The 23,594-nt window shown below is 37.7% G+C and carries 24 protein-coding genes and 2 pseudogenes; all 26 read left to right on the plus strand.

Annotated features, from left to right (window positions below):
* The first annotated feature begins 149 nt into the window (after positions 1-149).
* The 26 genes and pseudogenes from SCSC_RS03900 to metK all read left to right on the plus strand — a co-directional run bounded on the left by SCSC_RS03900 (position 150) and on the right by metK (position 23,285).
* The gene (locus SCSC_RS03900) at positions 150-1,880 is read left to right on the plus strand and encodes an ABC transporter ATP-binding protein (protein WP_006269522.1); all 1,731 of its coding nucleotides are present in this window, start codon (positions 150-152) and stop codon (positions 1,878-1,880) included.
* Positions 1,877-3,613 carry an ABC transporter ATP-binding protein gene (locus SCSC_RS03905; RefSeq protein WP_006269487.1) on the plus strand — a complete coding sequence of 579 codons (1,737 nt, stop codon included), beginning with the start codon at positions 1,877-1,879 and terminating at the stop codon, positions 3,611-3,613. The genes SCSC_RS03900 and SCSC_RS03905 overlap by 4 nt, the downstream gene beginning before the upstream one ends.
* Before the next feature lie 118 nt (positions 3,614-3,731).
* Complete coding sequence (gene ybeY, locus SCSC_RS03910) at positions 3,732-4,229, plus strand: rRNA maturation RNase YbeY (protein WP_003069388.1); 498 nt, start codon at positions 3,732-3,734, stop codon at positions 4,227-4,229.
* The gene (locus SCSC_RS03915; RefSeq protein WP_006269472.1) at positions 4,210-4,614 is read left to right on the plus strand and encodes a diacylglycerol kinase family protein; all 405 of its coding nucleotides are present in this window, start codon (positions 4,210-4,212) and stop codon (positions 4,612-4,614) included. The genes ybeY and SCSC_RS03915 overlap by 20 nt, the downstream gene beginning before the upstream one ends.
* A 61-nt stretch (positions 4,615-4,675) precedes the next feature.
* A complete protein-coding gene (gene era / locus SCSC_RS03920) occupies positions 4,676-5,575 on the plus strand; it encodes a GTPase Era (protein ID WP_006269512.1) in 900 nt (299 codons plus the stop codon).
* Positions 5,576-5,623: 48 nt separating this feature from the next.
* Positions 5,624-5,998 (plus strand): ComEC/Rec2 family competence protein, encoded by a 375-nt coding sequence (locus tag SCSC_RS03925; protein ID WP_006269497.1) that lies wholly within the window; start codon positions 5,624-5,626, stop codon positions 5,996-5,998.
* A 60-nt stretch (positions 5,999-6,058) separates the two neighbouring features.
* A complete protein-coding gene (locus SCSC_RS03930; RefSeq protein ID WP_006269563.1) occupies positions 6,059-6,535 on the plus strand; it encodes an NUDIX hydrolase in 477 nt (158 codons plus the stop codon).
* A gap of 28 nt (positions 6,536-6,563) precedes the next feature.
* A pseudogene (locus SCSC_RS03935) lies at positions 6,564-7,118 on the plus strand (GNAT family N-acetyltransferase).
* Positions 7,119-7,168: 50 nt separating this feature from the next.
* Complete coding sequence (locus SCSC_RS03940; protein WP_003069237.1) at positions 7,169-7,693, plus strand: mycothiol transferase; 525 nt, start codon at positions 7,169-7,171, stop codon at positions 7,691-7,693.
* An 11-nt stretch (positions 7,694-7,704) separates the two neighbouring features.
* On the plus strand, positions 7,705-8,148 hold the full coding sequence (locus SCSC_RS03945; RefSeq protein ID WP_037565592.1) for a GNAT family N-acetyltransferase: 444 nt from the start codon (positions 7,705-7,707) through the stop codon (positions 8,146-8,148).
* Positions 8,149-8,155: 7 nt separating this feature from the next.
* Entirely contained in the window at positions 8,156-8,980 is an 825-nt protein-coding gene (mutM, locus tag SCSC_RS03950; protein WP_006269523.1) for a DNA-formamidopyrimidine glycosylase, read from the plus strand.
* Between the two features lie 3 nt (positions 8,981-8,983).
* Positions 8,984-9,577 carry a dephospho-CoA kinase gene (coaE, locus tag SCSC_RS03955; RefSeq protein WP_006269573.1) on the plus strand — a complete coding sequence of 198 codons (594 nt, stop codon included), beginning with the start codon at positions 8,984-8,986 and terminating at the stop codon, positions 9,575-9,577.
* 16 nt (positions 9,578-9,593) lie between these two features.
* Positions 9,594-10,799, plus strand: a complete 1,206-nt coding sequence (locus SCSC_RS03960; protein WP_171004446.1) for a multidrug efflux MFS transporter — start codon at positions 9,594-9,596, stop codon at positions 10,797-10,799.
* Entirely contained in the window at positions 10,783-10,932 is a 150-nt protein-coding gene (rpmG, locus tag SCSC_RS03965) for a 50S ribosomal protein L33 (protein WP_003024746.1), read from the plus strand. Before SCSC_RS03960 ends, rpmG begins: the two co-directional genes overlap by 17 nt.
* A 39-nt stretch (positions 10,933-10,971) precedes the next feature.
* Positions 10,972-11,205, plus strand: coding sequence for a preprotein translocase subunit SecG (secG, locus tag SCSC_RS03970; protein WP_003024744.1), 234 nt, complete (start codon positions 10,972-10,974; stop codon positions 11,203-11,205).
* 92 nt (positions 11,206-11,297) lie between these two features.
* A pseudogene (gene rnr, locus SCSC_RS03975) lies at positions 11,298-13,434 on the plus strand (ribonuclease R); the annotation flags it as partial.
* Positions 13,435-13,599: 165 nt separating this feature from the next.
* Positions 13,600-14,067, plus strand: coding sequence for an SsrA-binding protein SmpB (gene smpB, locus SCSC_RS03980; RefSeq protein ID WP_003034458.1), 468 nt, complete (start codon positions 13,600-13,602; stop codon positions 14,065-14,067).
* 167 nt (positions 14,068-14,234) lie between these two features.
* Positions 14,235-14,939, plus strand: coding sequence for a helix-hairpin-helix domain-containing protein (locus SCSC_RS03985; RefSeq protein ID WP_006269533.1), 705 nt, complete (start codon positions 14,235-14,237; stop codon positions 14,937-14,939).
* A complete protein-coding gene (locus SCSC_RS03990; RefSeq protein ID WP_037565577.1) occupies positions 14,923-17,151 on the plus strand; it encodes a DNA internalization-related competence protein ComEC/Rec2 in 2,229 nt (742 codons plus the stop codon). Before SCSC_RS03985 ends, SCSC_RS03990 begins: the two co-directional genes overlap by 17 nt.
* A 79-nt stretch (positions 17,152-17,230) precedes the next feature.
* Positions 17,231-17,719, plus strand: coding sequence for a DUF805 domain-containing protein (locus tag SCSC_RS03995; protein WP_006269494.1), 489 nt, complete (start codon positions 17,231-17,233; stop codon positions 17,717-17,719).
* A 21-nt stretch (positions 17,720-17,740) separates the two neighbouring features.
* A complete protein-coding gene (locus SCSC_RS04000) occupies positions 17,741-17,950 on the plus strand; it encodes a hypothetical protein (RefSeq protein ID WP_022524619.1) in 210 nt (69 codons plus the stop codon).
* 444 nt (positions 17,951-18,394) lie between these two features.
* Entirely contained in the window at positions 18,395-19,381 is a 987-nt protein-coding gene (locus SCSC_RS04005; RefSeq protein WP_006269544.1) for a Gfo/Idh/MocA family protein, read from the plus strand.
* 24 nt (positions 19,382-19,405) lie between these two features.
* Positions 19,406-20,059: a uracil-DNA glycosylase gene (locus tag SCSC_RS04010; RefSeq protein ID WP_006269516.1), complete on the plus strand. Its 654-nt coding sequence runs from the start codon at positions 19,406-19,408 to the stop codon at positions 20,057-20,059.
* A gap of 8 nt (positions 20,060-20,067) precedes the next feature.
* Entirely contained in the window at positions 20,068-20,538 is a 471-nt protein-coding gene (locus tag SCSC_RS04015) for an NUDIX hydrolase (protein WP_006269550.1), read from the plus strand.
* A gap of 11 nt (positions 20,539-20,549) precedes the next feature.
* Entirely contained in the window at positions 20,550-21,824 is a 1,275-nt protein-coding gene (locus tag SCSC_RS04020; protein WP_006269592.1) for a dihydroorotase, read from the plus strand.
* Between the two features lie 267 nt (positions 21,825-22,091).
* On the plus strand, positions 22,092-23,285 hold the full coding sequence (metK, locus tag SCSC_RS04025) for a methionine adenosyltransferase (RefSeq protein ID WP_003069208.1): 1,194 nt from the start codon (positions 22,092-22,094) through the stop codon (positions 23,283-23,285).
* Positions 23,286-23,594 lie beyond the last annotated feature (309 nt).

Below are 23,594 nucleotides of genomic sequence, written 5' to 3' on the forward strand. Positions count from 1 at the left end.
AAAACAGTACTCAGGTATATCATACGACAGAACTCCTTTCTAGCACAGCACTGTAATTTATTTTTGATGAAAAAATAAATAAAAACAAGTAAGCTCAGGACAGGTTTATTCTGTCTTGAGCTTTTTTGTGTGTTTAGGAAAGGTTTAGGATGATTAAAAGTTTATTTGGATATATAAAAGAACATAAATGGTTATATTTGTCCATTGCTCTGGTTTTACTATTGTATGATTTTACAATGTTGATTCCAACACAGGTAATTCAGCGTTTAGTAGATCATCTTTCGCATCATAGTTTGACACAGCAGAATTTAATTAGAGATGTTAGTTTGTTGGCTCTGGTGACGATTTGTAACTATCTTTCAGCTTACTATTGGCATTTAAAGATATTTCAATCGTCCATTGATTATAAATTTCTCATTCAAAGAAGAGCTTTTGAAAAATTGGTAGCTATGAGAATGCCTTTCTACGAAAAATTTCGTTCTGGTGATATTCTAACGCGTTTTTCAACAGATGTTGAAGGAATGATGGAGATGGCTGGTTATGGAATTGTAATTCTCTTATATGCTGGAGGTATGATTGTCTTTGTCATTCCGACCATGTTTTTTATCTCATGGGGAATTAGCTTACTGGCTATGATTCCGCTTATGACATTGATGATCTGGATTTATTTTCTTGGTAAAAAACAAGATAAACTAGTCGAAAATAATCGTGAAGCAGTGGCATCTTTGAATGATGAGGTGCTGGAAACAATAGAGGGAGTCCGAGTTGCGCGTGCTTATAGCAAGAAGACAACTCAGAAAGAACAGTTCCAATTGCGCACAAAAGCTTTATCTAAGGTTGGTGATCAAATTGCCAGCATTCAATATCTTTACGCGCCTCTCTCCTCTGTCTTTATCGCTTTATCAACAATTATTGTGCTTCTTATTGGGGCTATTTTTATAAAAATGGGACAATTAACAATTGGGCAAGTGATCGCTCTTCAATTGTATATGATTAGCCTTATTGAACCTTTTTGGATGTTGTCGGACTTTATCTTGGTCTATCAAACAGGGAAAACGTCTTTTAAAAAGGTCACAGAATTGATTGAAACGACAGATGATATGAAAATGAGTGGCAAAGAGGAGTTAAAACATCTTATCTCTATTCGTTTTCAGAATTATCATTTCACTTATCCACAAACAAAAAGACCTAGCTTGCGTAACATAGCTTGGCAAATTGAAGCAGGAAAGACGTATGGTATTGTTGGAAAAACAGGATCTGGTAAAACAACCTTAGTTCGTCAGCTTTTTCAGCAATATCCTGTTGGACGAGGTACATTTCAGATAAATGGAAAATCCGTCAGTCACTATTCACGTCCATCGATTGAAGCAATGATTGGCTATGTCCCTCAGGAGCATATTTTGTTCTCAAAATCTGTCAAAGACAATATTGCCTTTGGTAAGAGAAATGCGACATTAAGCGATATTGAGAAAGCTATTAAAACAGCAGCATTTTCAGAAGATTTAAAACGAATGCCAGACGGACTGGAAACTCTTATTGGTGAGAGAGGAGTGTCAATATCTGGCGGTCAAAAACAAAGAATTTCTTTAGCACGCGCCTTTATTAGACAACCAGAAGTCCTCATTTTGGATGATTCTTTGTCAGCAGTTGACGCTCAAACAGAGCGTCGAATTATCAAAAATCTTCAGGATATGCGAGCTAATCAGACAACGATCATTGTGACACACCGTTTGTCAGCTATCCAGCAGGCAGACTGGGTTCTTGTCTTAGAAGATGGACAAATTGTTGAAGAAGGGACACCGAACCAGTTGCTAAATAAAGGAGGCTGGTATGCCGAACAATATCAGCGGCAGCAACATCAGAGAGGAGGGAGCAAATGAGTATCATTAGTCGTTTATTAAAAGAACTAAGAGTTGTTCGAACTGCATTCTTTTTTGCGGTTGGAATTGCTGTTTTAGCAACGGTGACTAGCCAACTGTCTCCTCTCTGTTTGAGAAATATGATAGACGGACCGCTTACACAGATTGGAAGCGGAAAAGATCGTCAGGTTCAGCTTTTGCAATTAGCTGGATTATACATAATTGTTGTAGTTTTGGGGAGCATACTGACTTACTTAGGTGATCGCCTTTTAGCGCATTGTGGAAACAAAGTAGCAGAACATCTGAGGAATGAAGCTTATCAGGTTATGCAAAATTTGCCGATTTCTTACTTTGATGATAAACCAGCAGGTAAGATTGCAACCAGAATTGTAAATGATACGGAAACCTTACGAAGACAATTTTATGCTAGTTTGGTTAGTGTTTTGATTCAAGTTCTTCGGATTGTTTTTACCTACGCTCTATTGTTTTACCTTAGTCCGCTTGCTGCCTCGATACTTTTGCTATTGCTTCCTGCTTTTTATGGGATACAAGTATTTTATAAAAAACTAACAGACAAGCCGATGAAAGACTTTTATGATTCACGGAGTGATATCAATAATCAAGTGAATGAATTGATGCATGGAGCCAGCTTGATACAGTTATATCATCAGGAAAAAACAGTTCTTTCAGAATTTAATGCAACTGCTCGAAAAATGAGCCAAGCTGATAAACAAATTGTATGGGTAAGTGCTCTTTCGTCTTGGCCATTAACGGAATTTTTAAAAAATACAGTGCTTACTGTCATTTTGACGATAGTTGGTCAGCAATTTTTAGGCGGTCGCAATGTCATTACCGCTGGTGTACTGTTTATCTATCTCAATTATATTATCAATTTATTTGAGATGATGGGTTTTCTGGTTCGGCTTTTCCCAAATGTACAACGATCATTGGAAACAGGGAAACGAGTTTTAGAATTGTTAGATCAACCTCAGGAAGAGGATGTAAAATCACAGTTGGCAGTTGTTAAAGGACAAGTTACATTTGAACATGTGAGCTTTGCATATGAGAAAGGCAAGACAGTTCTGCACAATATTAGTTTTAAAGCAAAGAAAGGAGAGACGGTTGCTTTGGTAGGACATACCGGCTCTGGAAAATCTTCTATCATGAACCTACTTTATCGTTTCTACGATCCTCAAAAAGGGAAAATCTATGTTGATCAACAAGATATTCAACAATATTCTCGTGAAAGTCTTCGTAGTCACATGGGGATTGTTTTGCAAGATCCTTATCTATTCACAGGAACACTAGCAACTAATGTAGCTATGAGCCATTCAGGTATCAATCGTGAAAAAGTTTTGGAATCTTTAGAAAAAGTCGGTGCAGGGGACTTGCTGGCTCGTTGTAAAGAAGGAATTGATGAGCCTGTAAAGGATAAAGGGGCAGCATTTTCGAGTGGTGAACGTCAACTGATTTCATTTGCTCGAGCTCTCTATGCTAATCCTCAAATTTTAATATTGGATGAAGCAACTTCTCATATTGATACAGAAACCGAAGAACTGATTCAAAAAGCAATGGCTGTTGTAAAGGAAGGGAGAACAACTTTTATCATTGCTCATCGTTTATCAACCATTCAAGAGGCAGATCAAATCCTGGTTATTTCTGAAGGAAAGATTGTAGAGCGAGGGCAACACGACACATTGGTAAAACAAAATGGGATCTATGCTCAAATGAGCCGTCTCCAGCAACAAGTATAAGTTTTGAAAGAAAAAATGTGCAATAAAGAGCAGAACTAAATAGGAAATGATTTATAAATCAGCCATCCCTAATTGAAATATGGTATAATGAAAATGATACTAATAAAGTGGGTGCATGATGTATATTGAAATCATAGATGAAACAAATCAAGTTTCGGAAAAAATGATAAAGCAAACGCAGGAAATTTTGCAGTTTGCTGCGAAGAAGATTGGGAAAGAAAATAAGGAAATGGCTGTAACGTTTGTTACAAATGAGCGTAGTCATGAGCTGAATTTAGAATATCGAGATACGGACCGTCCGACAGATGTTATTAGTTTGGAGTACAAGCCTGAGCTGGACATTGCCATTGATGAGGAGGACTTATTAAAAAATCCTGAGTTGGCAGAAATGTTAGAGGACTTTGATGCTTATATCGGAGAACTTTTTATTTCCATAGATAAGGCGCGCGAGCAAGCAGAAGAGTATGGTCACAGTTTTGAGCGAGAGATGGGGTTTCTTGCAGTGCATGGTTTTTTGCATATCAATGGATACGATCACTATACGCCAGAAGAAGAGGCGGAAATGTTTGGTTTACAGGAAGAAATTTTGACTGCTTATGGACTTACAAGACAATAAAAAAAACAAGCGCAAATGGAAGAATCGGGATGTCATTTCGAGTTTAGAATTTGCTCTGACAGGGATTTTTACGGCAATCAAAGAAGAACGTAATATGCGTAATCATGCCGTTTCAGCAGTTGTAGTGGTGCTTGCAGGCTTCCTTTTTCAGGTATCTGCGATAGAATGGCTTTTCCTTTTTTTGAGCATTTTTTTGGTTATCGCTTTTGAGATTATGAATTCGGCTATTGAAAATGTGGTGGATTTAGCTAGTGATTATCACTTCTCCATACGAGCTAAAAATGCCAAGGATATGGCAGCTGGTGCAGTTTTAGTAGTTTCTGGATTTGCAGTTGTGACAGGTTTGGTTATTTTCATTCCTAAAATTTGGAATTTGATTTTTTAAAGATTTGGAAATCGGGGGAGACTGCCGATTTTCTGTTATTTAGTGAAATAGAGGTGAAATAATGACTTTTAAATCTGGTTTTGTAGCCATTTTAGGACGTCCTAATGTTGGGAAGTCAACTTTTCTGAATTATGTCATGGGACAAAAGATTGCTATTATGAGTGATAAGGCTCAGACAACTCGTAACAAGATTATGGGGATTTATACGACAGACATGGAGCAAATTGTCTTTATTGATACGCCGGGAATTCATAAGCCTAAAACAGCGCTCGGTGATTTTATGGTAGAGTCTGCTTATTCAACGTTACGGGAGGTAGAGACAGTCCTGTTTATGGTTCCTGCTGATGAAAAGCGTGGTAGGGGTGATGATATGATTATGGAACGGCTCAAGGCAGCAAAAATTCCTGTCATTCTCGTTATCAATAAAATTGACAAAGTGCACCCAGACCAGTTGCTGGAGCAGATTGATGATTTTCGGACACAAATGGAATTTAAGGAAATTGTGCCCATTTCTGCCCTGCAAGGCAATAATGTCCCTCGTCTGATGGAATTGCTGAAAGAAAACTTGGAAGAAGGCTTTCAATACTTTCCAGAGGATCAAATTACCGATCACCCGGAACGCTTTTTGGTTTCTGAGATGATTCGAGAGAAAATTTTGAAATTAACGGAGCAAGAAGTACCGCATTCAGTGGCTGTAGTTATTGAATCTATGAAACGTGATGAGGAGACGGACAAGGTACATATTCGTGCTACCATCATGGTGGAGCGTGATAGTCAAAAGGGGATTATCATTGGCAAGCAAGGGGCTCTGCTCAAGAAAATTGGTAAAATGGCACGCCGTGACATTGAAATCATGCTAGGCGACAAAGTCTATCTCGAAACTTGGGTTAAAGTCAAGAAAAACTGGCGGGACAAGAAATTGGATTTGGCAGATTTTGGCTATAATGAGAAGGAGTATTGAGGACGGCTTTTAGGAAGAAAAAATCTAACGTGGGAGAAGGAGAAGAAAGTGATTTATTCAATTGGGATTACCAGTTTAGATAAGGAAATAAAGGACGGCTTGCTTTGTAATCGTTATAAAGAGGATGAAGTAAGGTCTATCTACCATCAGTACTTAGAATTGAAAAAGCAACGGTACAAGGGATTCAAGACAGCTGGCATGACATTAGTAGTTGTTTTTGTCTTAATGCCGTTGCTGGCGATATTTAGTGGTAGAGCAAATATAATTTTCCTCATAGTACAATTATTCTTGTTGCCAATATTCGCTTTATTATGTCTTGGTCTGGCTTATTATTTTATGTTTGGGATGTTTAGCCAGCAATTGAGGAAAGCTATGAAAGTCCATTATGGTCATATTATAGAAGAAATGGATCATCAGAAATAGACAAAGCAATCAGAAAATAGAGTTGGTGGACTTTAGGTGGAAAGAGAAGGAGTATTAAACATGACTCAAGATTACATTTCCTATATCCGATCAAAAGTTGGGCATAACAAGGTCATTCTGACTTTTGCTGGGGGCATTTTGACGGATAAGGATGGACGCGTACTTTTGCAATTACGCGGTGATAAGAAAACATGGGCAATTCCAGGTGGTGCAATGGAGCTTGGGGAGTCCACGCTTGATACGGCTAAGCGTGAGTTTTTCGAAGAAACGGGAATTAAAGTACAAGCAACACGTTTTCTCAATGTTTATAGTAATTTTGAGGAAGTCTATCCTAATGGTGACAAGGTGCAGACGGTTGTCTTCATCTATGAGCTGGCGGCTGTTTCACCAGTAAATATTGCGAATTTTCACAATGAAGAAACCTTGCACCTGCGTTTCTTTTCTAAGGAAGAAATTGAGAAGCTGGATTCTGTAAGTGATAAACACCGTTTGATGTTAACGGAATATTTTGCAGACAGCTTTGCTCTAGGGCATTGAATAAATAATAATGATGAGATAAGATTTTATGAAACATATCGGGACACAAAGATTGTTAACAGAACGGTTGCTGCTTCGCCCTTTTGTAGCTAAAGATTACCTTGCCATGTATCGTAACTGGGCCTCTGAACCAGACAATCTTCGTCATATAACTTGGTCTACTCATGAGAATACTGACGTTACCAAACAATCAGTGGCTCAGTGGGTTTAACAATATCAAGATCTGGATTTTTATAAATGGGCGATTTGTCTGAAAGAAAATTCTGATGAAGTGATTGGCGATATTAGTGTGGTGGACATAGATGAAGATATTAATGCTTGCGAAGTTGGTTATGTCCTGAGTAAAAGATATTGGGGACGAGGTTTGATGACTGAGGCACTCCAAGAGGTGCTTTCTTATCTTTTGAAAGAAGCAGACTTTAATTGTGTCACAGCAGACTTTGTTACTGACAATCCTGCTTCAGGACGTGTTATGGCCAAGGCCGGAATGATATACGAGGCAACCTTTCGCAAAGCAGTATTTCATAAAGGGAAAATCAAGGATTTTTCCTCTTATGGAATTTTAAAATCAGATTTGCAGTGATAATAGATGTATTTTAGTGTTTGATACAGTTTAATAAAGGAGGCGGGACAATGGAATTTGTAGAACTTTTAGTGGAAAATGTAGAACGAGCTCAGGAGCGTTTTTTGTCTGTATTGGAAGGTTTGTCTTTAGAAGAGGTGAACGCTTTTCCACTTGTAGATACTGCCCCATCTATTAAGTCTATCACTTGGCTGACTTGGCATACGGCGCGGGAGTTGGATTTCCAGATTGCTGATTTAGCAAAGACTAATCCAGTCTGGTTTTCTAAAGGTTGGAAGAAAAAATTTGCTTTGGATTTGCCAGATGATACGGAAGATTGGCATCACACTCCTCAAGAAGCGCATAAAGTTGTGGTGACAGATATTGATTTTCTTAAAGGTTATCTGTCTGATGCGGTTGCGGCAACAATTGCTTATTTATCAAAGGTAAATGAAGATAGTCTGGATGATGTTGTCGATGAGAATTGGATTCCAGCTGTTAAACGTGGAAATCGTTTAGTATCTATCATTGACGATGCGGCTATGCATTCAGGTCAGACAGTATACGCACGCCGTTTACTAGGAAGAGAAGATTGAAAGAAATAATCATGATAGGAGAAATCCGAGAGGTAGAAAAATCTCAGCTAGCTGATTGGGCTTACTTTGCTCATTTAGCTTGGAAGATAGAGAAAAAGAAATTATTAGTAGCGTTTTCTGAAGGGAAATTTCCTAATGAATTTTTGTACTACATAGAAGGAGAAGCCGTTGCTTGGGTCAGCTTATCTATGCGTTCGGAGTATGTGGAAGGAGCAGAGCAACTTCCTGTTGCATATATTGAAGGCATAGCGGTAGTACCTGTTTTTCAAAGACATGGTATCGCTACTCAGCTTCTTGACTTTGCTCAGTCGTGGGCGACAGAAAAAGGAGTGTCTCAGCTAGCTTCAGATTGTGATATAGACAATGCAGTCAGTCAAGCTTTTCATAAGAAGGCAGGATTTAAAGAAATAAGTCGAACAGTCCATTACACGTTAAATTTGGATAAGAAAGGATAAAAATTTCATGCCTGAATTACCAGAAGTAGAAACGGTACGCCGTGGTTTGGAGCGGCTGGTTAAAGGAAAAGAGATTGAAAAGGTAGATGTCCGTTATACCAAGATGATTGGGACAGGGGTAGATACTTTTGTCTTAGATTTACCGAGACAAAGTATTGATGCTGTTGAGCGTCGGGGCAAATATCTGATTTTTTATTTGACAAATTGGGTGCTGATTTCGCATTTGCGCATGGAAGGAAAGTATCTTTTCTACCCTGAAGAGGCCCAATTGACTAAGCATTCTCATGTAATTTTTCATTTCACAGATGGCAGCAACCTCGTTTATCAGGATGTTCGGAAATTTGGTACAATGGAATTGTTGAAAAAAGAACAGCTGGATAGCTATTTTCTCTCTAAAAAGTTAGGACCAGAACCGACCGAATTAGACTTTCATTTACTACCATTTGCAACAGCTCTAAGAAAGTCTAAGAAACTGATTAAACCTTACCTATTGGATCAAACCTTAGTAGCGGGTCTTGGTAATATCTATGTGGATGAAGTTTTATGGCGGGCACAGATTCACCCAGCAAGAGCAGCCCAAAGCCTGAATAGAGCAGAAATGAAGCATCTGCGAGAACAAATTATTGCGGTCTTGCAGTTAGGAATTGAAAAGGGAGGATCGACCATTCGCACTTATCGCAATGCTTTAGGAGAAGACGGCACAATGCAAGATTTCTTGCAAGTCTATGGAAAAACAAGGCAACCTTGCACTAGATGTGGTCATGAAATTGAAAAAATCAAACTAGCTGGTCGTGGAACTCACCTTTGTCCACATTGTCAAAAAATGAGGTAGGACATGGCAAAAATAATTGGAATTACAGGCGGAATTGCCTCTGGAAAATCAGTTGTGACAGACTTCCTGCGCTCTCAGGGCTATCAAGTAATTGATGCGGATCAGGTGGTTCATGAATTGCAGAAACCGAGAGGTCGACTTTATCAAGCTCTATTGTCAGAATTTGGAACAGAAATTTTATTGGCAGACGGTCAATTGGATCGAAAAAAGCTTGGTGCTCTTCTCTTTAGTCGTCCCGATTTGCTAGAGAAGTCCAGTCGCTTACAAAATGATATTATTCGAGAAGAATTAGCTTTAAAACGTGAGCAATTGGCAGCAACTGAGGAGCTTTTCTTTATGGATATTCCACTATTATTTGAGCAGGGCTATGAAGATTGGTTTGATAAAATTTGGCTAGTAGATGTGAGCAAAGGCACTCAGCTAGAACGTTTGATGGCTCGAAACAATCTTAGTCAAGAAGAGGCTCAACAACGCATAGCAGCTCAGCTTTCTTTGGCAGAAAAAAGACAAAGAGCTGAGATTGTGATTGATAATAACGGTGCGCTTTCGAATACTTTAAAACAGTTGCAGGCGCTTTTAGACAAAGAAAGAAGATGATTTTATTAAGAATCAAGTGAAATGGAAACGGAATTTATGGATTGCTTGGCTGGGTAACTTTTTTATAGGTGCTAGCTTGTCACTAGTTGTTCCCTTTATGTCTTTGTACGTGGAAGAATTAGGCGCCAGAGGCTCTATGGTTGAATTTTATTCAGGCTTGGCGGTTTCGAGTACAGCTTTGACAGCCGCACTTTTGTCGCCTGTCTGGGGAAGTTTAGCTGATAGGTACGGTCGCAAACCAATGATGATTCGGGCAGCTTTTGCAATGACCTTTACGATGGGAGGCTTGGCTTTTGTACCGAATGTATTTTGGCTCATTGTATTGAGACTGTTAAATGGGGTGTTTTCTGGTTATGTACCGAATAGCACGGCTTTGATTGCTAGTCAAGCTCCTAAAAAACACTCTGGTTATGCCTTGGGAACATTGTCAACAGGTGTCGTAGCGGGGACTCTGATGGGACCGCTCTTAGGAGGAATGATAGCTCAAAGTTTGGGAATGAGAAATGTTTTCCTTTTGGTTGGATTTTTCTTGTTTGTCGTTACTTTGTGGACAATTTTTGGGATAAAAGAAGATTTTCATCCTGTCTCTAAAGGAAAAGAAGTTTCGACCAAGCAACTATTTCAACAAATTCCTCAAAAATCAATGCTTTTTGGCTTGTTTATTACTAGCATGGTGATTCAGATGATTGGACAGTCCATTTCCCCTATTTTGACACTTTATATCCGCTCTTTAGGGCAAAAAGAAAATTTGTTATTGGTATCTGGTGCAATCGTTTCAGCAATGGGCATTTCAAGCATATTTTCATCTGGTTGGCTGGGAAAATTAGGAGATAAAATAGGAAATCACCGTTTGCTCTTACTGGCTCTTTTGTATAGTTTTGTTATTTATATTTTCTGTGCGAGGGCTGGTACACCACTTGAATTGGGAATTTATCGCTTTCTATTTGGATTGGGCACTGGAGCTCTTCTGCCTGGAGTTAGCTCTCTCCTCAATAAAATCACACCAAAAGAAGGTATTTCACGGATTTTCAGTTACAATCAAACTTTCTTTTATATCGGTGGTGTTATTGGGCCGTTAATGGGGTCAGCTATTTCTGTTCATTTTGGCTATCATTGGGTTTTCTATAGCACAGCAGGTTTAGCGTTATTGAACTTCTTCTTTTTATTGTTTAGTTTTAGAAAATATTTAGGAGTAAAGGAAATCAGTGCGAGTAAAAATTAATTTAAAGTGTTCTTCTTGCGGCAGTCAGAATTATTTAACGAGTAAAAATATGAAAACACATCCAGAAAAGGTTGAGGTATTAAAATACTGTCCCAAAGAAAGAAAAGTGACCTTACATCTTGAATCAAAATAAGTTTTATGGTAAAATGAATGAGATTTTAAGGAGTTTGATATGTATAATTTATTATTAACCATTTTATTGATTTTATCAGTATTTATTTTAATCGCAATTTTTATGCAACCTACAAAAAATCAATCAAGTAATGTATTTGACGCAAGTGCAGGAGATTTGTTTGAACGACCAAAAGCAAGAGGCTTTGAAGCAGTTATGCAGCGTTTGACAGGAGTGATGGTTTTCTTTTGGTTGTTGATTGCACTAATGCTGACAATCTTATCTAGTAAATAAAATGGGCTCTGACTTTGTCTTTGCCTATTTTTTCTGTATTAGGTGAGGAAAAAGTAACTTAAAGTTTAGAGAATATAAGAAAAAAGGAAAGAATGAAAGAAGAAATTTTAAACTATTTAAGAGAAAAGAAAGAAGCTAGTATGGATGAGCTGGCACAAAGATTAGGAAAAGAAAAAGCAAAAGACTTTAGAAATTTAGTTCAGACGATTTCTGAAATGGAGCGAAAACGTCAATTGACCTTTAGCAATGCTGGGAAAATCCAACTTCGTAAAGAAAAGCAGCTGCTTACTTTGAAAGGGACCTTTCACGCCCATAAAAATGGCTTTGGCTTTGTTACCTTAAATGAAGAAGAGGATGATCTTTTTATTGGTCGCAATGATGTTAACTATGCGATTGATGGTGATACGGTAGAAGTTGCAATCACTAAGGTTGCAGATCGCAGCAAGGGAACGTCTGCTGAAGCGAAGGTTATTGATGTTTTGGAACACAGCTTAAAAACAGCAGTGGGTCAGCTCATCTTGGATGAAGAAAAGCCTAAGTATGCTGGTTATATTCGGTCAAAAAATCAGAAAATATCTCAACCTATTTATATCAAGAAACCAGCTTTGGTTTTGGATGGGACAGAGATTTTAAAAGTAGAGATTGATAAGTACCCGACTAAAAAACATGATTTTTTTGTAGCTACTATTTTGGATGTAGTGGGTCACAAGGATGATCCGGGTATTGATGTTCTGGAAGTTTTGGAGTCCATGGACATTGTGTCTGAGTTTCCAGAGAGAGTTTTGAAAGAAGCGTCAGCAATTCCGGATATGCCATCTAAAAAGGATTTTGAAGGTCGTTTAGATCTGCGTAATGAAATTACCTTTACTATTGATGGGGCGGATGCTAAAGATTTGGACGATGCAGTTCATATCAAGAAACTATCAAATGGACATTTTGAACTGGGAGTTCATATTGCAGATGTTTCTTACTATGTTCAAGAAGGTTCTGAATTGGACAAGGAAGCGCTCAATCGAGCAACATCTGTTTATGTGACGGATCGAGTAGTACCTATGCTGCCTGAGCGTCTGTCAAATGGCATCTGTTCACTCAATCCTAATGTAGATCGGCTGACGCAATCAGCTATCATGGAGATTGATCAAAAAGGGCGAGTTGTCAAACATACCATTACACAAACAATCATTAAAACTACTTTTCGTATGACCTATAGCGATGTGAATGACATGATTGCGGGAGACGAGAAAAAACGAGCTGCTTTTAAAGCGATTGTGCCAAGTATAGAGCAAATGGTAGAGCTTCATGCTATCTTAGAAACGATGCGTTTCAAGCGAGGAGCCCTTAATTTTGATACGAAAGAGGCTAAAATTTTGGTCAATAAGGCTGGACGTCCAGTAGATATTATTTTACGTCAGCGTGGCCTTGCGGAGCGTATGATTGAGTCTTTTATGTTGGTCGCAAATGAAACGGTGGCAGAGCATTTTGCTAAACTAAAGCTGCCCTTTATCTATCGGATTCACGAAGAACCTAAAGCTGAAAAAGTGCAGAAGTTTATTGACTTTGCTTCTACCTTTGGAGTTCGAGTATATGGAACGGCTAATTCTATAAGTCAATCTGCTCTTCAAGATATTATGAAAGCGGTGCATGGTCAGCCCTATGAAGAAGTGCTATCTATGATGCTTTTGCGCTCCATGCAGCAGGCTCGTTACTCAGAGCATAACTACGGTCATTATGGTTTGGCAGCCGAGTTTTACACTCACTTCACCAGTCCAATCCGCCGTTATCCAGACCTTTTGGTTCATCGCATGGTGCGTGATTACGGGCGTTCTAAGGAAATAGCAGAGCATTTTGAGCAAGTCATTCCAGATATTGCTAGTCAGTCTTCCAGCAGGGAACGGCGAGCTATTGAAGCAGAGCGAGAAGTAGAAGCTATGAAAAAGGCTGAGTTTATGGAAGAATTTGTGGGAGAAGAATTTGATGGTATTGTGTCGAGTGTAGTCAAATTCGGTCTATTTGTCGAACTTTCAAACACAGTTGAAGGTTTGATTCATGTAGCTAACTTGCCAGAGTTTTTCCACTATAATGAACGTAATCTAACTTTGCAGGGTGAAAAATCCAGTGTTGTTTTTCGAGTCGGTCAACAGATTCGCATTAAGTTAGTTCGATCGGATAAGGCGACTGGTGAGATTGACTTTGAATACCTACCTAGTGAATATGATGTAATTGAAAAGAAAAAGCACTCCAAGTTCAAGCAAGACGGACGTCAACAGTCTTATCGCGGTGACGGAGAGCGAAAGAGCAAATCTTCAAAAGGAATCATTTCTAGGGATAAGAAATCAAAGAAAAGCAAAGGGAAGAAACCATTTTATAAAGAAATGACTAAGAAAGGAAGTAAGAATGGCAAAAGGAGAGGGAAAGGTCGTCGCTCAAAATAAGAAAGCACGTCACGACTATACTATTGTTGATACGATTGAAGCGGGCATGGTTTTAACTGGAACTGAAATTAAAAGCGTACGCGCTGCACGAATTAACCTAAAAGATGGCTTTGCTCAAATCAAAAATGGAGAAGTCTGGCTCAGTAATGTCCATATAGCTCCTTATGAAGAAGGAAATATTTGGAATCAAGACCCTGAACGTAGGAGAAAATTGCTGTTGCATAGAAAGCAAATTAAAAAATTAGAGCAGGAAACCAAAGGAACTGGGATGACTTTAGTTCCTCTCAAAGTTTATCTTAAAGATGGTTATGCTAAGTTGCTTTTAGGATTGGCTAAAGGGAAACATGACTATGATAAGCGCGAATCTATTAAACGTCGTGAGCAAAATAGAGATATTGCTCGGACTATGAAGACTTATAATATACGATAATATCCATTATATTACTCTCATTTTTTAATAGGGTGAAGTGTTTCATTGGTTAATCCTTATCAAAATTCTTTTTCTAATATCGCAAAAGCTGAAAAATTTTTTCAGCTTTTTTATTTATTTTACGAATAAACAGATAAAGTAAATTTTCATTCAGTTTAGGAGGAAAAATGTTAGAGGTAATCATCACAAAAATAAAAGAGTATAAAATTTTAGTTGGTTTAAGCCTGATTGGTTTGATCATAGCAGGATTTTTTCTGATGACTAGTAAATCTGCTAGACAATCTAATGTGGGAGATATTGCACAAGAGGCCACAAATGCAAAACTAGAACGGAAAGAAACTTCAACTGAAACGAAGAAAAAACAACAGAAAGAAGAAACAGAATCTCAAAAGAATTTAGCGAGTGAAGAATTGGAATTTTTAACTGTAGATGTTAAAGGTGCTGTTAAAAATCCAGGTATTTATCAATTAAAAAAAACAAGCCGAATAAATGATGCTATCCAAAAAGCGGGTGGACTAACGACAGACGCTGACAGCAAATCTATCAATTTGGCTCAAAAACTAACAGATGAGGCTGTGATTTATGTGGCAACTATGGGTGAAAATGTAACAAATGCTGCAAGTAATAATGGACAAACTTTAACGACAGATACCGATGGAACTGCGGCACAAAAAGGGAATAAGGTCAATCTAAATAAGGCTAATTTGTCTGATTTACAGTCTATTTCTGGTATTGGACAAAAGCGCGCCCAAGATATTTTAGATTATCGTGAGGCAAATGGAAAATTTAATTCTGTTGATGATCTTAAAAATATATCAGGAGTTGGTGCTAAAACATTAGAGAAATTGAAAGAATATGTCACAGTGGATTAAGATATTTCCGATTAAACCAATTTACATTGCTTTCTTACTTGTCTGGCTATATTTTGCAATCTATCAAAGTAGCTGGTTGGCTTGGTTTTGTTTTATTTTTCTAATAATCCGTCTTTTTGTCCTTTATTCACCGAAAAAATGTTTCACAACTTTAATGTTTCTCGCTTGTTTTGCTGCTTTTTTCTTTGTTCGTAGAGAAATGGCAGAGTGGCAAACAAAAGCAGAACCTTCTTCTGTAAGACAAGTAGCAGTTCTACCTGACACGATTAAGGTAAATGGAGATTCGCTTTCTTTTCGCGGCAAAGCAAATGGGCAGACTTATCAAATTTACTACAAATTGAAATCAAAAGAAGAACAGTTGGCTTTTCAAAATCTATCCAGTCTTGTCACATTAACTGTTGAGGGGGAATTTGAATCTCCTGAAAAGCAACGCAATTTTTCTGGTTTTGATTATCAAGCCTATCTAAAAACGCAAGGGATTTATCGGATTTTAAAGGTGGATCAAATTTTGTCTAGTCAAGATAGGGTTAGCTTCCAACCGTTTGAGTGGTTGTCTAACTGGCGAAGAAAGGCATTGGTTTTCATTAAGAGAAATTTTCCAAATCCGATGAATCATTACATGACAGGGCTCTTATTTGGCGCATTAGAGACAGATTTTGATGAAATGAGTGATCTTTATTCTAGCTTGGGAATTATTCATTTATTTGCGTTATCTGGCATGCAAGTTGGCTTTTTTATGGAAGGATTTCGTAAGTTGCTTTTGAAGCTGGGACTTACGAAGGAAATGGTTCATAAATGCCAATATCCGTTTTCTTTCTTTTATGCAGGAATGACTGGATTTTCAGTATCCGTTGTACGGAGTTTAATTCAGAAATTATTGTCGCAACATGGTATCACTAAATTAGATAATTTTGCTTTAACAATAATGGTGTTGTCCTTGCTTATGCCATCTTTTCTTTTAACGGCAGGAGGAGTTCTCTCCTGTGCCTATGCTTTTGTTATTAGTGTTATAGATTTTGAAAGTCTGACTTCTTGGAGAAAAGTTGTGGTAGAGAGTAGTATCATTTCACTTGGTGTTTTACCGATTCTAATCTTTTATTTTGGAGAATTTCAACCTTGGTCTATTTTATTGACATTTGTTTTTTCACTAATTTTTGATATAGTGATGCTACCGGGTTTAACACTGATTTTTCTCATTTCACCTTTCATAAAGCTCATTCAAGTAAATTTTCTTTTTGAAGGCTTAGAAAATAGTATTCGTTGGATAGCAAATGTCTTTGGCAGACCAATCGTTTTTGGGCAACCTAGCTCGCTTTTATTAGTTGTTATGCTGCTTGTACTGGCTATTTTGTATGATGTTAGAAAAAATAAAAAATGGGTGATATTGCTCAGCTTGTGTCTTGCTATACTATTTTTTATAACTAAATTTCCTTTTCAAAATGAGATCACAATGGTTGATGTTGGACGGGGAGATAGTCTTTTTTTGAGAGACTGGAAAGGTAGAAATGTATTGATTGACGTTGGAGGACGTGAAGAAATTAGAACAAAAGAATCTTGGCAAAAACGAACAACTAAATCAAATGCGGAGAAAACTTTGATTCCTTACCTAAAAAGTCGTGGTATAGATACGATTGATACTCTAATCTTAACAAATCCTAATGCAGATTATGCGGGAGATGTAATAAAAGTGGTTAAAAAGTTTGCGGTAAAGAAAATTTTTATTTCCAGAAGTAGTTTGAATGATGCAGACTTTTTAAATAAATTAAAGGAGACAAGAGCATTTGTTCATGTCGTAAAACAAGGAGACAAACTTCCTATTTTTGATCATCATTTGCAAGTTCTTTCTGGTACGAATAAGAATGATCAATCGCTAGTTTTATATGGTCAATTTTTTCGTACAAGGTTTTTATTTATGAGCAATTTAACAGAAGAGGATGAAGTAAAGCTAATGCAACTTTATCCAAAGCTAAAAACAGATGTCTTGAAGGTTGGGCAACATGGAGCTAAAAATTCATCACATTCAAAATTTTTACAGCAAATAGAACCGGCAGTTGCACTCATTTCTGTTGGGAAAAATAACCAATCCAAATCTCCGAATCAAGAAATGATAGAGCGATTGAATCGCTTAAATGCGAAGATTTATCGAACAGATGAACGAGGGGCGATCAAGTTTTCAGGATGGACAAAATGGCAATTAGAAACTGTTCAATAGTCAGAGTTCTAAAATTGAAATTCCGTTGATTTAGTAGGAAGAGTATGATATTTAAAAATAAAAACTGAGGAGATTTATTATGTTTACAGCTTATAAAAAGTTTTGGACTCATTATGCTGATTTTGAAGGAAAATCAACAAGACCTGAGTATTGGTGGTCTGTTTTGTGCAATGTTTTGATTACACTGCCATTTGGTATGATAGCTTTTGGGTCGATTTTAACTGCAATTTTCAACATTGTGCAACAAGCAGTTTACTATCGGGAAGAACTTGGTGAATTTGATCCAAGTGTTTTTATAGCTAGCTTAGGTTCTACATTTATTATCATTATTTTATTGAGTATTTTCTGGATAGCAACTTTAGTTCCAAATTTAGCAATTATTGTGCGTCGCTTGCGCGATGCTGGCTATCATTGGGCATTCATCTTTTTATATGTAGCTCCTGTACTTTTGATGTGGGTTCCACTTTTAAATATCTTAGCTGTTTTAGCTATGCTACCATGTTCTATCGCTTTGATTATCTTACTTTGTATGCCGACTAAAGAAGCGCAAACATCTACTGTTGATTAAGGACAATTTACGACACAACAAATGCAATCTCAACAACCTGTTCAAACGCAACAATTTACTCAACCGCAAGAATCAGCACAATCTCAAGCGATGAAAACAGAAGTAACATCAGTTCAACAAGAAACGAAAGTGACAGAAATAACTGATCAAGCTATTCAATCGGAAGAGGAAACTTTAGCCTCAGCTATCACGGAAAATGAACAATTTAAAAAAGATGAACTCGGCCAATAGACGACATTTTACAGTTAAATAATTACATATAAAGAAAAGCCCATTGAATGGGCTTTTTAAGTTTACAATATTAAATAAGGATAGCAACTAGTTTTTATTAGGATCGTTATGAAAATCAATTATGAGGCAAATTATTGCAATAGCAAAAATAAATAATATGATTCCGATGATGATTTTTATCATCATATTTGAAAAGTAAAATAAGGCAATAAACAAGAGTAAAAATAAAATAAACCAAGACCACATAAGGTTGCTCCTTTTTCAGTTTATTATAACATAAAGAAATGCTCTGATTTTATGCGATTGTTTATATAGAAAAGTATGTGTGTCCTTACAGTTTGATTTTAGAAGATTTTGATACAGGTAATATCTCTACATAAAAAGTCAGCTAAATGAAGGAAAATTTGGTATGATAAGATTAATCATGTAGCTAGGAGAAAGACTATGGAAAACAAAGTACGTTACAATTGGGCAACTTTAGGTACAGGTGTGATTGCTAATGAATTGGCACAAGCTTTGGAGAAATTGGGAGGGAAGCTTTATTCGGTTGCTAATCGAACATATCAAAAAGGCTTGGAGTTTGCACAAAAATACGGTATTGAAAAAGTCTACGACCAGATAGATGACGTATTTAGTGACGAAAATGTGGATATTATTTACATTTCCACGCCACACAATACGCATATTGATTTTTTACGAAAAGCACTAAAAAATGGAAAACATGTTCTATGCGAGAAGTCTATTACACTTAATTCTGAAGAATTAGAAGAAGCTATCTTCCTAGCGGAACAGCATCATGTTGTTTTAGCTGAAGCTATGACCATTTATCATATGCCGATTTATCGTCAATTAAGTAAAGTAATTTCTAGCGGGCGATTAGGCGACTTAAAAGTGATTCAAATGAACTTTGGTAGTTATAAAGAATATGATATGACAAATCGTTTCTTTAATCGTCAGCTTGCAGGCGGAGCCCTTTTAGATATTGGTGTATATGCCTTATCATTTGTTCGCTGGTTTATGACATCTCGACCCAATCAAATTCTTTCACAAGTGAAATTTGCACCAACGGGCGTTGATGAGCAGGCGGGGATTCTTCTGACGAATGCTGAAGGAGAAATGGCAACTTTGACCTTGAGTCTCCACGCTAAACAGCCTAAGCGAGGAACAATTGCTTATGATAAAGGCTATATTGAAATATATGAATATCCTCGAGGACAAAAGGCGGTTATTACCTATACGGAAGACGGGCATCAAGAAATCATTGAAGCTGGAAAGACGAGTGATGCTTTAATGTATGAAATTCTTGATATGGAAGAAGCAGTAGCTGGTGACAAAGATGAGATGTACTTGCATTATAGTCGTGATGTCATGAAAATCATGACAGATTTACGAAAAGAATGGGGAATGACCTATCCTGAGGAAGAAAAGTAATTGAGTATAGAAGAGGAGAAAACAATGGAACACTCAGCTTGGCATAGTTTGATTAAGCAACAATTGCCTGATGGTTATTTTGGTAAAATTAATTATTTTTTAAATCAGGTTTATTCATCAGGCACAATCTATCCACCGCGTGAAAAAGTATTTAATGCGATACAAACGACTGATTTAGTAGATGTAAAGGTGGTAATTTTAGGGCAGGATCCTTATCATGGTCCGCGTCAAGCACAGGGGTTGAGTTTCTCAGTACCAGATGATATTCCAGCGCCACCTTCTCTTCAAAATATTTTGAAAGAGTTGGCAGATGACATTGGAATGAAAGAATCTCATGATTTGACATCTTGGGCGCGTCAAGGAGTACTGTTGCTAAATGCGAGTTTGACTGTTCCTGCTGGTCAAGCAAATGGGCATGCTGGTCAAATTTGGGAACCGTTTACGGATGCCGTTATTAAGGTTGTCAATGAAAAAGATACACCTGTTGTTTTTATTCTCTGGGGTTCTTATGCACGCAAGAAAAAAGCATTGATTACCAATCCAAAACATCTCATTTTGGAATCTCCTCATCCGAGTCCTTTATCGGCTCATCGAGGTTTTTTTGGAAGTAGACCTTTTTCTAAGACAAATGAATTTTTAAAAAATCAAGGATTAGAACCCGTTGACTGGTTAGTTTAGGAGGAGAAATGGTTAAATTAGCAACGATTTGTTACATTGACAATGGAAAAGAAATTTTACTACTTCATCGCAATAAAAAGCCTAATGATATTCATGCTGGCAAGTGGATTGGTGTTGGTGGTAAATTAGAAAAAGGTGAAACACCGCAAGAGTGTGCGGTGCGAGAAATCTTTGAAGAGACGGGATTACAAGTAAATAAGCCAGTACTAAAAGGTATTATCACTTTTCCGGATTTCACGCCTCACCATGACTGGTACACTTATGTATTTAAAGTGACAGAATTTACAGGTGAGCTGATTGACTGCGACGAAGGTACTTTGGAATGGGTACCTTATGAACAAGTTCTATCTAGACCGACTTGGGAGGGAGATCACATCTTTGTATCGTGGCTTTTAGAAAATAAACCGTTTTTCTCGGCCAAATTTTCTTACAAAGGAGAGACGTTAGTGGAGAGCCATGTTGATTTTTATGAAGATTAAGGAGAAAATTTATGTTGTTAATTAAAAATGGTCGACTCATGGATCCTAAATCTGGTTTAAATCAGATTTGTGATATCTTGATGAAGGATAAAAGAATTCTTCAAATTGGTCAAGATTTGAAAGTAGAAAATGCTCAGGTAATTGATGCGACTGGATTGGTGGTAGCACCAGGATTGATTGATATCCATGTTCATTTTCGTGAGCCTGGTCAGACACATAAGGAAGACATTCATACAGGTGCTTTAGCAGCGGCAGAGGGCGGATTTACAACGGTTGTCATGATGGCAAATACCACTCCGACGATTTCAACAGTAGAGACACTAAAGGAAGTATTAGCATCTGCCGATCGTGAAAAAATTCATATTAAAGCTGTTGCAACTATTACAAAGAATTTTGATGGACAACATTTGACAGATTTTAAAGGGCTTTTAGCAGCGGGAGCTATTGGTTTTTCAGATGACGGAATTCCATTAAAAAGTACGAAAATGGTACGCGAAGCTTTAGAAGAAGCTGACAAACATGGTGCATTTATTTGTCTTCATGAAGAGGATCCAGAACTGAACGGTATACTCGGTTTCAATGAGCAGATTGCCAAAGAACATTTTGGATTCTGCGGTGCGACAGGTGTTGCTGAATATAGTATGATTGCGCGTGACGTCATGATTGCTCATGCAACCAATACTCATATTCATATTCAGCATTTATCAAAAGCAGAAAGCGTGAAAGTCGTGGAATTTGCTCAGCGATTGGGCACTCATGTGACAGCAGAAGCAGCACCCCAGCATTTTTCTAAAACAGAAGAGCTATTGTTGCTCAGAGGTAGCAATGCTAAGATGAATCCACCCCTTCGTTTGGAATCAGATCGTTTAGCTGTCATTGAAGGGCTTAAATCAGGAGTGATTTCGGTTATTGCGACAGACCATGCACCTCACCATGTCGATGAAAAAAATGTAAAAGATATCACCCAAGCACCGTCTGGTATGACAGGTTTAGAGACATCGCTTTCACTTGGCTTGACGTATTTGGTAGACGCAGGTCATTTGACCCTCATGCAGTTGCTGGAAAAAATGACGATTAACCCCGCACAGCTTTATGGTTTTGACGCGGGTTATCTTGCTGAGAACGGTCCAGCCGATCTCACGATTTTTGATGCAAATGCCGAACGCATGATAACAGAAGATTTCGCCTCAAAATCAATTAATTCGCCATTTATTGGCGAAAAATTGAAAGGTGTTGTTTGTTATACTATCTGTGATGGACAAATCGTGTATGAAGGTAAATCGTGATAAGAACATAAGGTTGGAAATATTTTTCAACCTTTTTATATTCTTAATTTCTTCTAATTTTTATCAAATTGTCTGTTTATTTTAATAAAAAATGATACAATAGAGAAGTTAAAAGAGTCCCGAAAAGGTAGTCAAAGGTTAAATATTGACCGTAGAGACTAGTGCTTTGTAACTTTTTAACGTAAGTCTGTTTACAGATTTTCAAGTAACTTCCTAGCAATAATAGAATTTCTAGGGACAATATTTCATTAAAAGGGGGACATGAATATGTCAGAGCGTAAACTTTTCACGTCTGAATCTGTATCTGAAGGACATCCAGATAAGATTGCAGACCAAATTTCAGATGCTATTTTAGATGCTATTTTGGAGCAGGATCCAGAAGCTCATGTAGCTGCTGAGACAGCTGTCTATACAGGTTCCGTCCATGTTTTTGGAGAAATCTCTACAAATGCTTATGTGGATATTAACCGCATAGTTCGTGATACGATTGCAGAGATTGGCTACACAAATGCTGAATATGGTTTTTCTGCAGAAACGGTTGGAGTGCATCCGTCGCTTGTTGAGCAGTCGTCAGACATTGCTCAAGGGGTGAATGAGGCCTTAGAAATTCGTGGGAATGTTGATCAAGATCCACTTGATTTGATTGGCGCTGGAGATCAAGGTCTTATGTTTGGCTTTGCCGTAGATGAAACGCCTGAACTAATGCCACTGCCTATTTCTTTAAGTCATAAATTAGTCCGTCGTTTAGCAGAGCTTCGCAAATCTGGAGAAATTTCCTATCTTCGTCCGGATGCAAAATCTCAGGTAACGGTTGAATACGATGAAAACGACCAAGCAGTCCGTGTTGATACTGTAGTTATTTCCACTCAACATGACCCAGAAGTAAGCAATGAGCAGATTCATCAAGATGTAATTGAAAAGGTCATTAAAGAAGTTGTTCCAGCAGAATATTTAGATGAAGAAAGCAAGTTTTTCATCAATCCAACTGGTCGCTTTGTTATTGGTGGTCCTCAAGGAGATTCCGGTTTAACTGGACGTAAGATTATCGTTGATACTTATGGCGGGTATGCACGCCACGGAGGAGGAGCTTTCTCTGGTAAAGACGCTACAAAGGTCGATCGTTCCGCTTCCTATGCTGCTCGTTACATTGCCAAAAATATTGTCGCTGCTGGCTTGGCCAAGAAAGCTGAAGTCCAGCTAGCCTATGCTATTGGGGTCGCACATCCAGTATCAGTTCGCATTGATACTTTTGGTACAGGTGTAGTTTCAGAAAGCAATCTTCAAGAAGCGGTTCGACAAATCTTTGACCTTCGTCCAGCTGGTATTATTCAAATGCTTGATTTGAAACGCCCAATTTACCGTCAGACTGCTGCCTATGGGCACATGGGACGTACGGATATTGACTTGCCGTGGGAAAAACTTGATAAAGTAGATGCTTTAAAAGCAGTTGTTGCAAAATAAAGAAGAAGTTAGGATACAAGTCTCTTGTTTATAAATTTTTTATGTGGCATTTTACAATCAGTCGCAGTTGCAATCTGACTTAAAACGTATTTATTTGTGCCGATTATATTAGTGTTATCTGCAAACTCCAGCAGTTCCCTAGATTGTCGGATCTAGTTATCATTTTGAGGAGCGGGACAAAATTGATTTTTGTCCCGCTCTTTTTAGAATGCCACCAAAATAAAAGAGTTTTGTAATCGTTATATAACAAGAATGACAAGTTAAAAGAGATTTCTTTAAAAGGATAGGATTTTCACAGAAACTGTGTTA

It is taken from the genome of Streptococcus constellatus subsp. constellatus, assembly GCF_023167545.1.
Taxonomy (GTDB): domain Bacteria; phylum Bacillota; class Bacilli; order Lactobacillales; family Streptococcaceae; genus Streptococcus; species Streptococcus constellatus.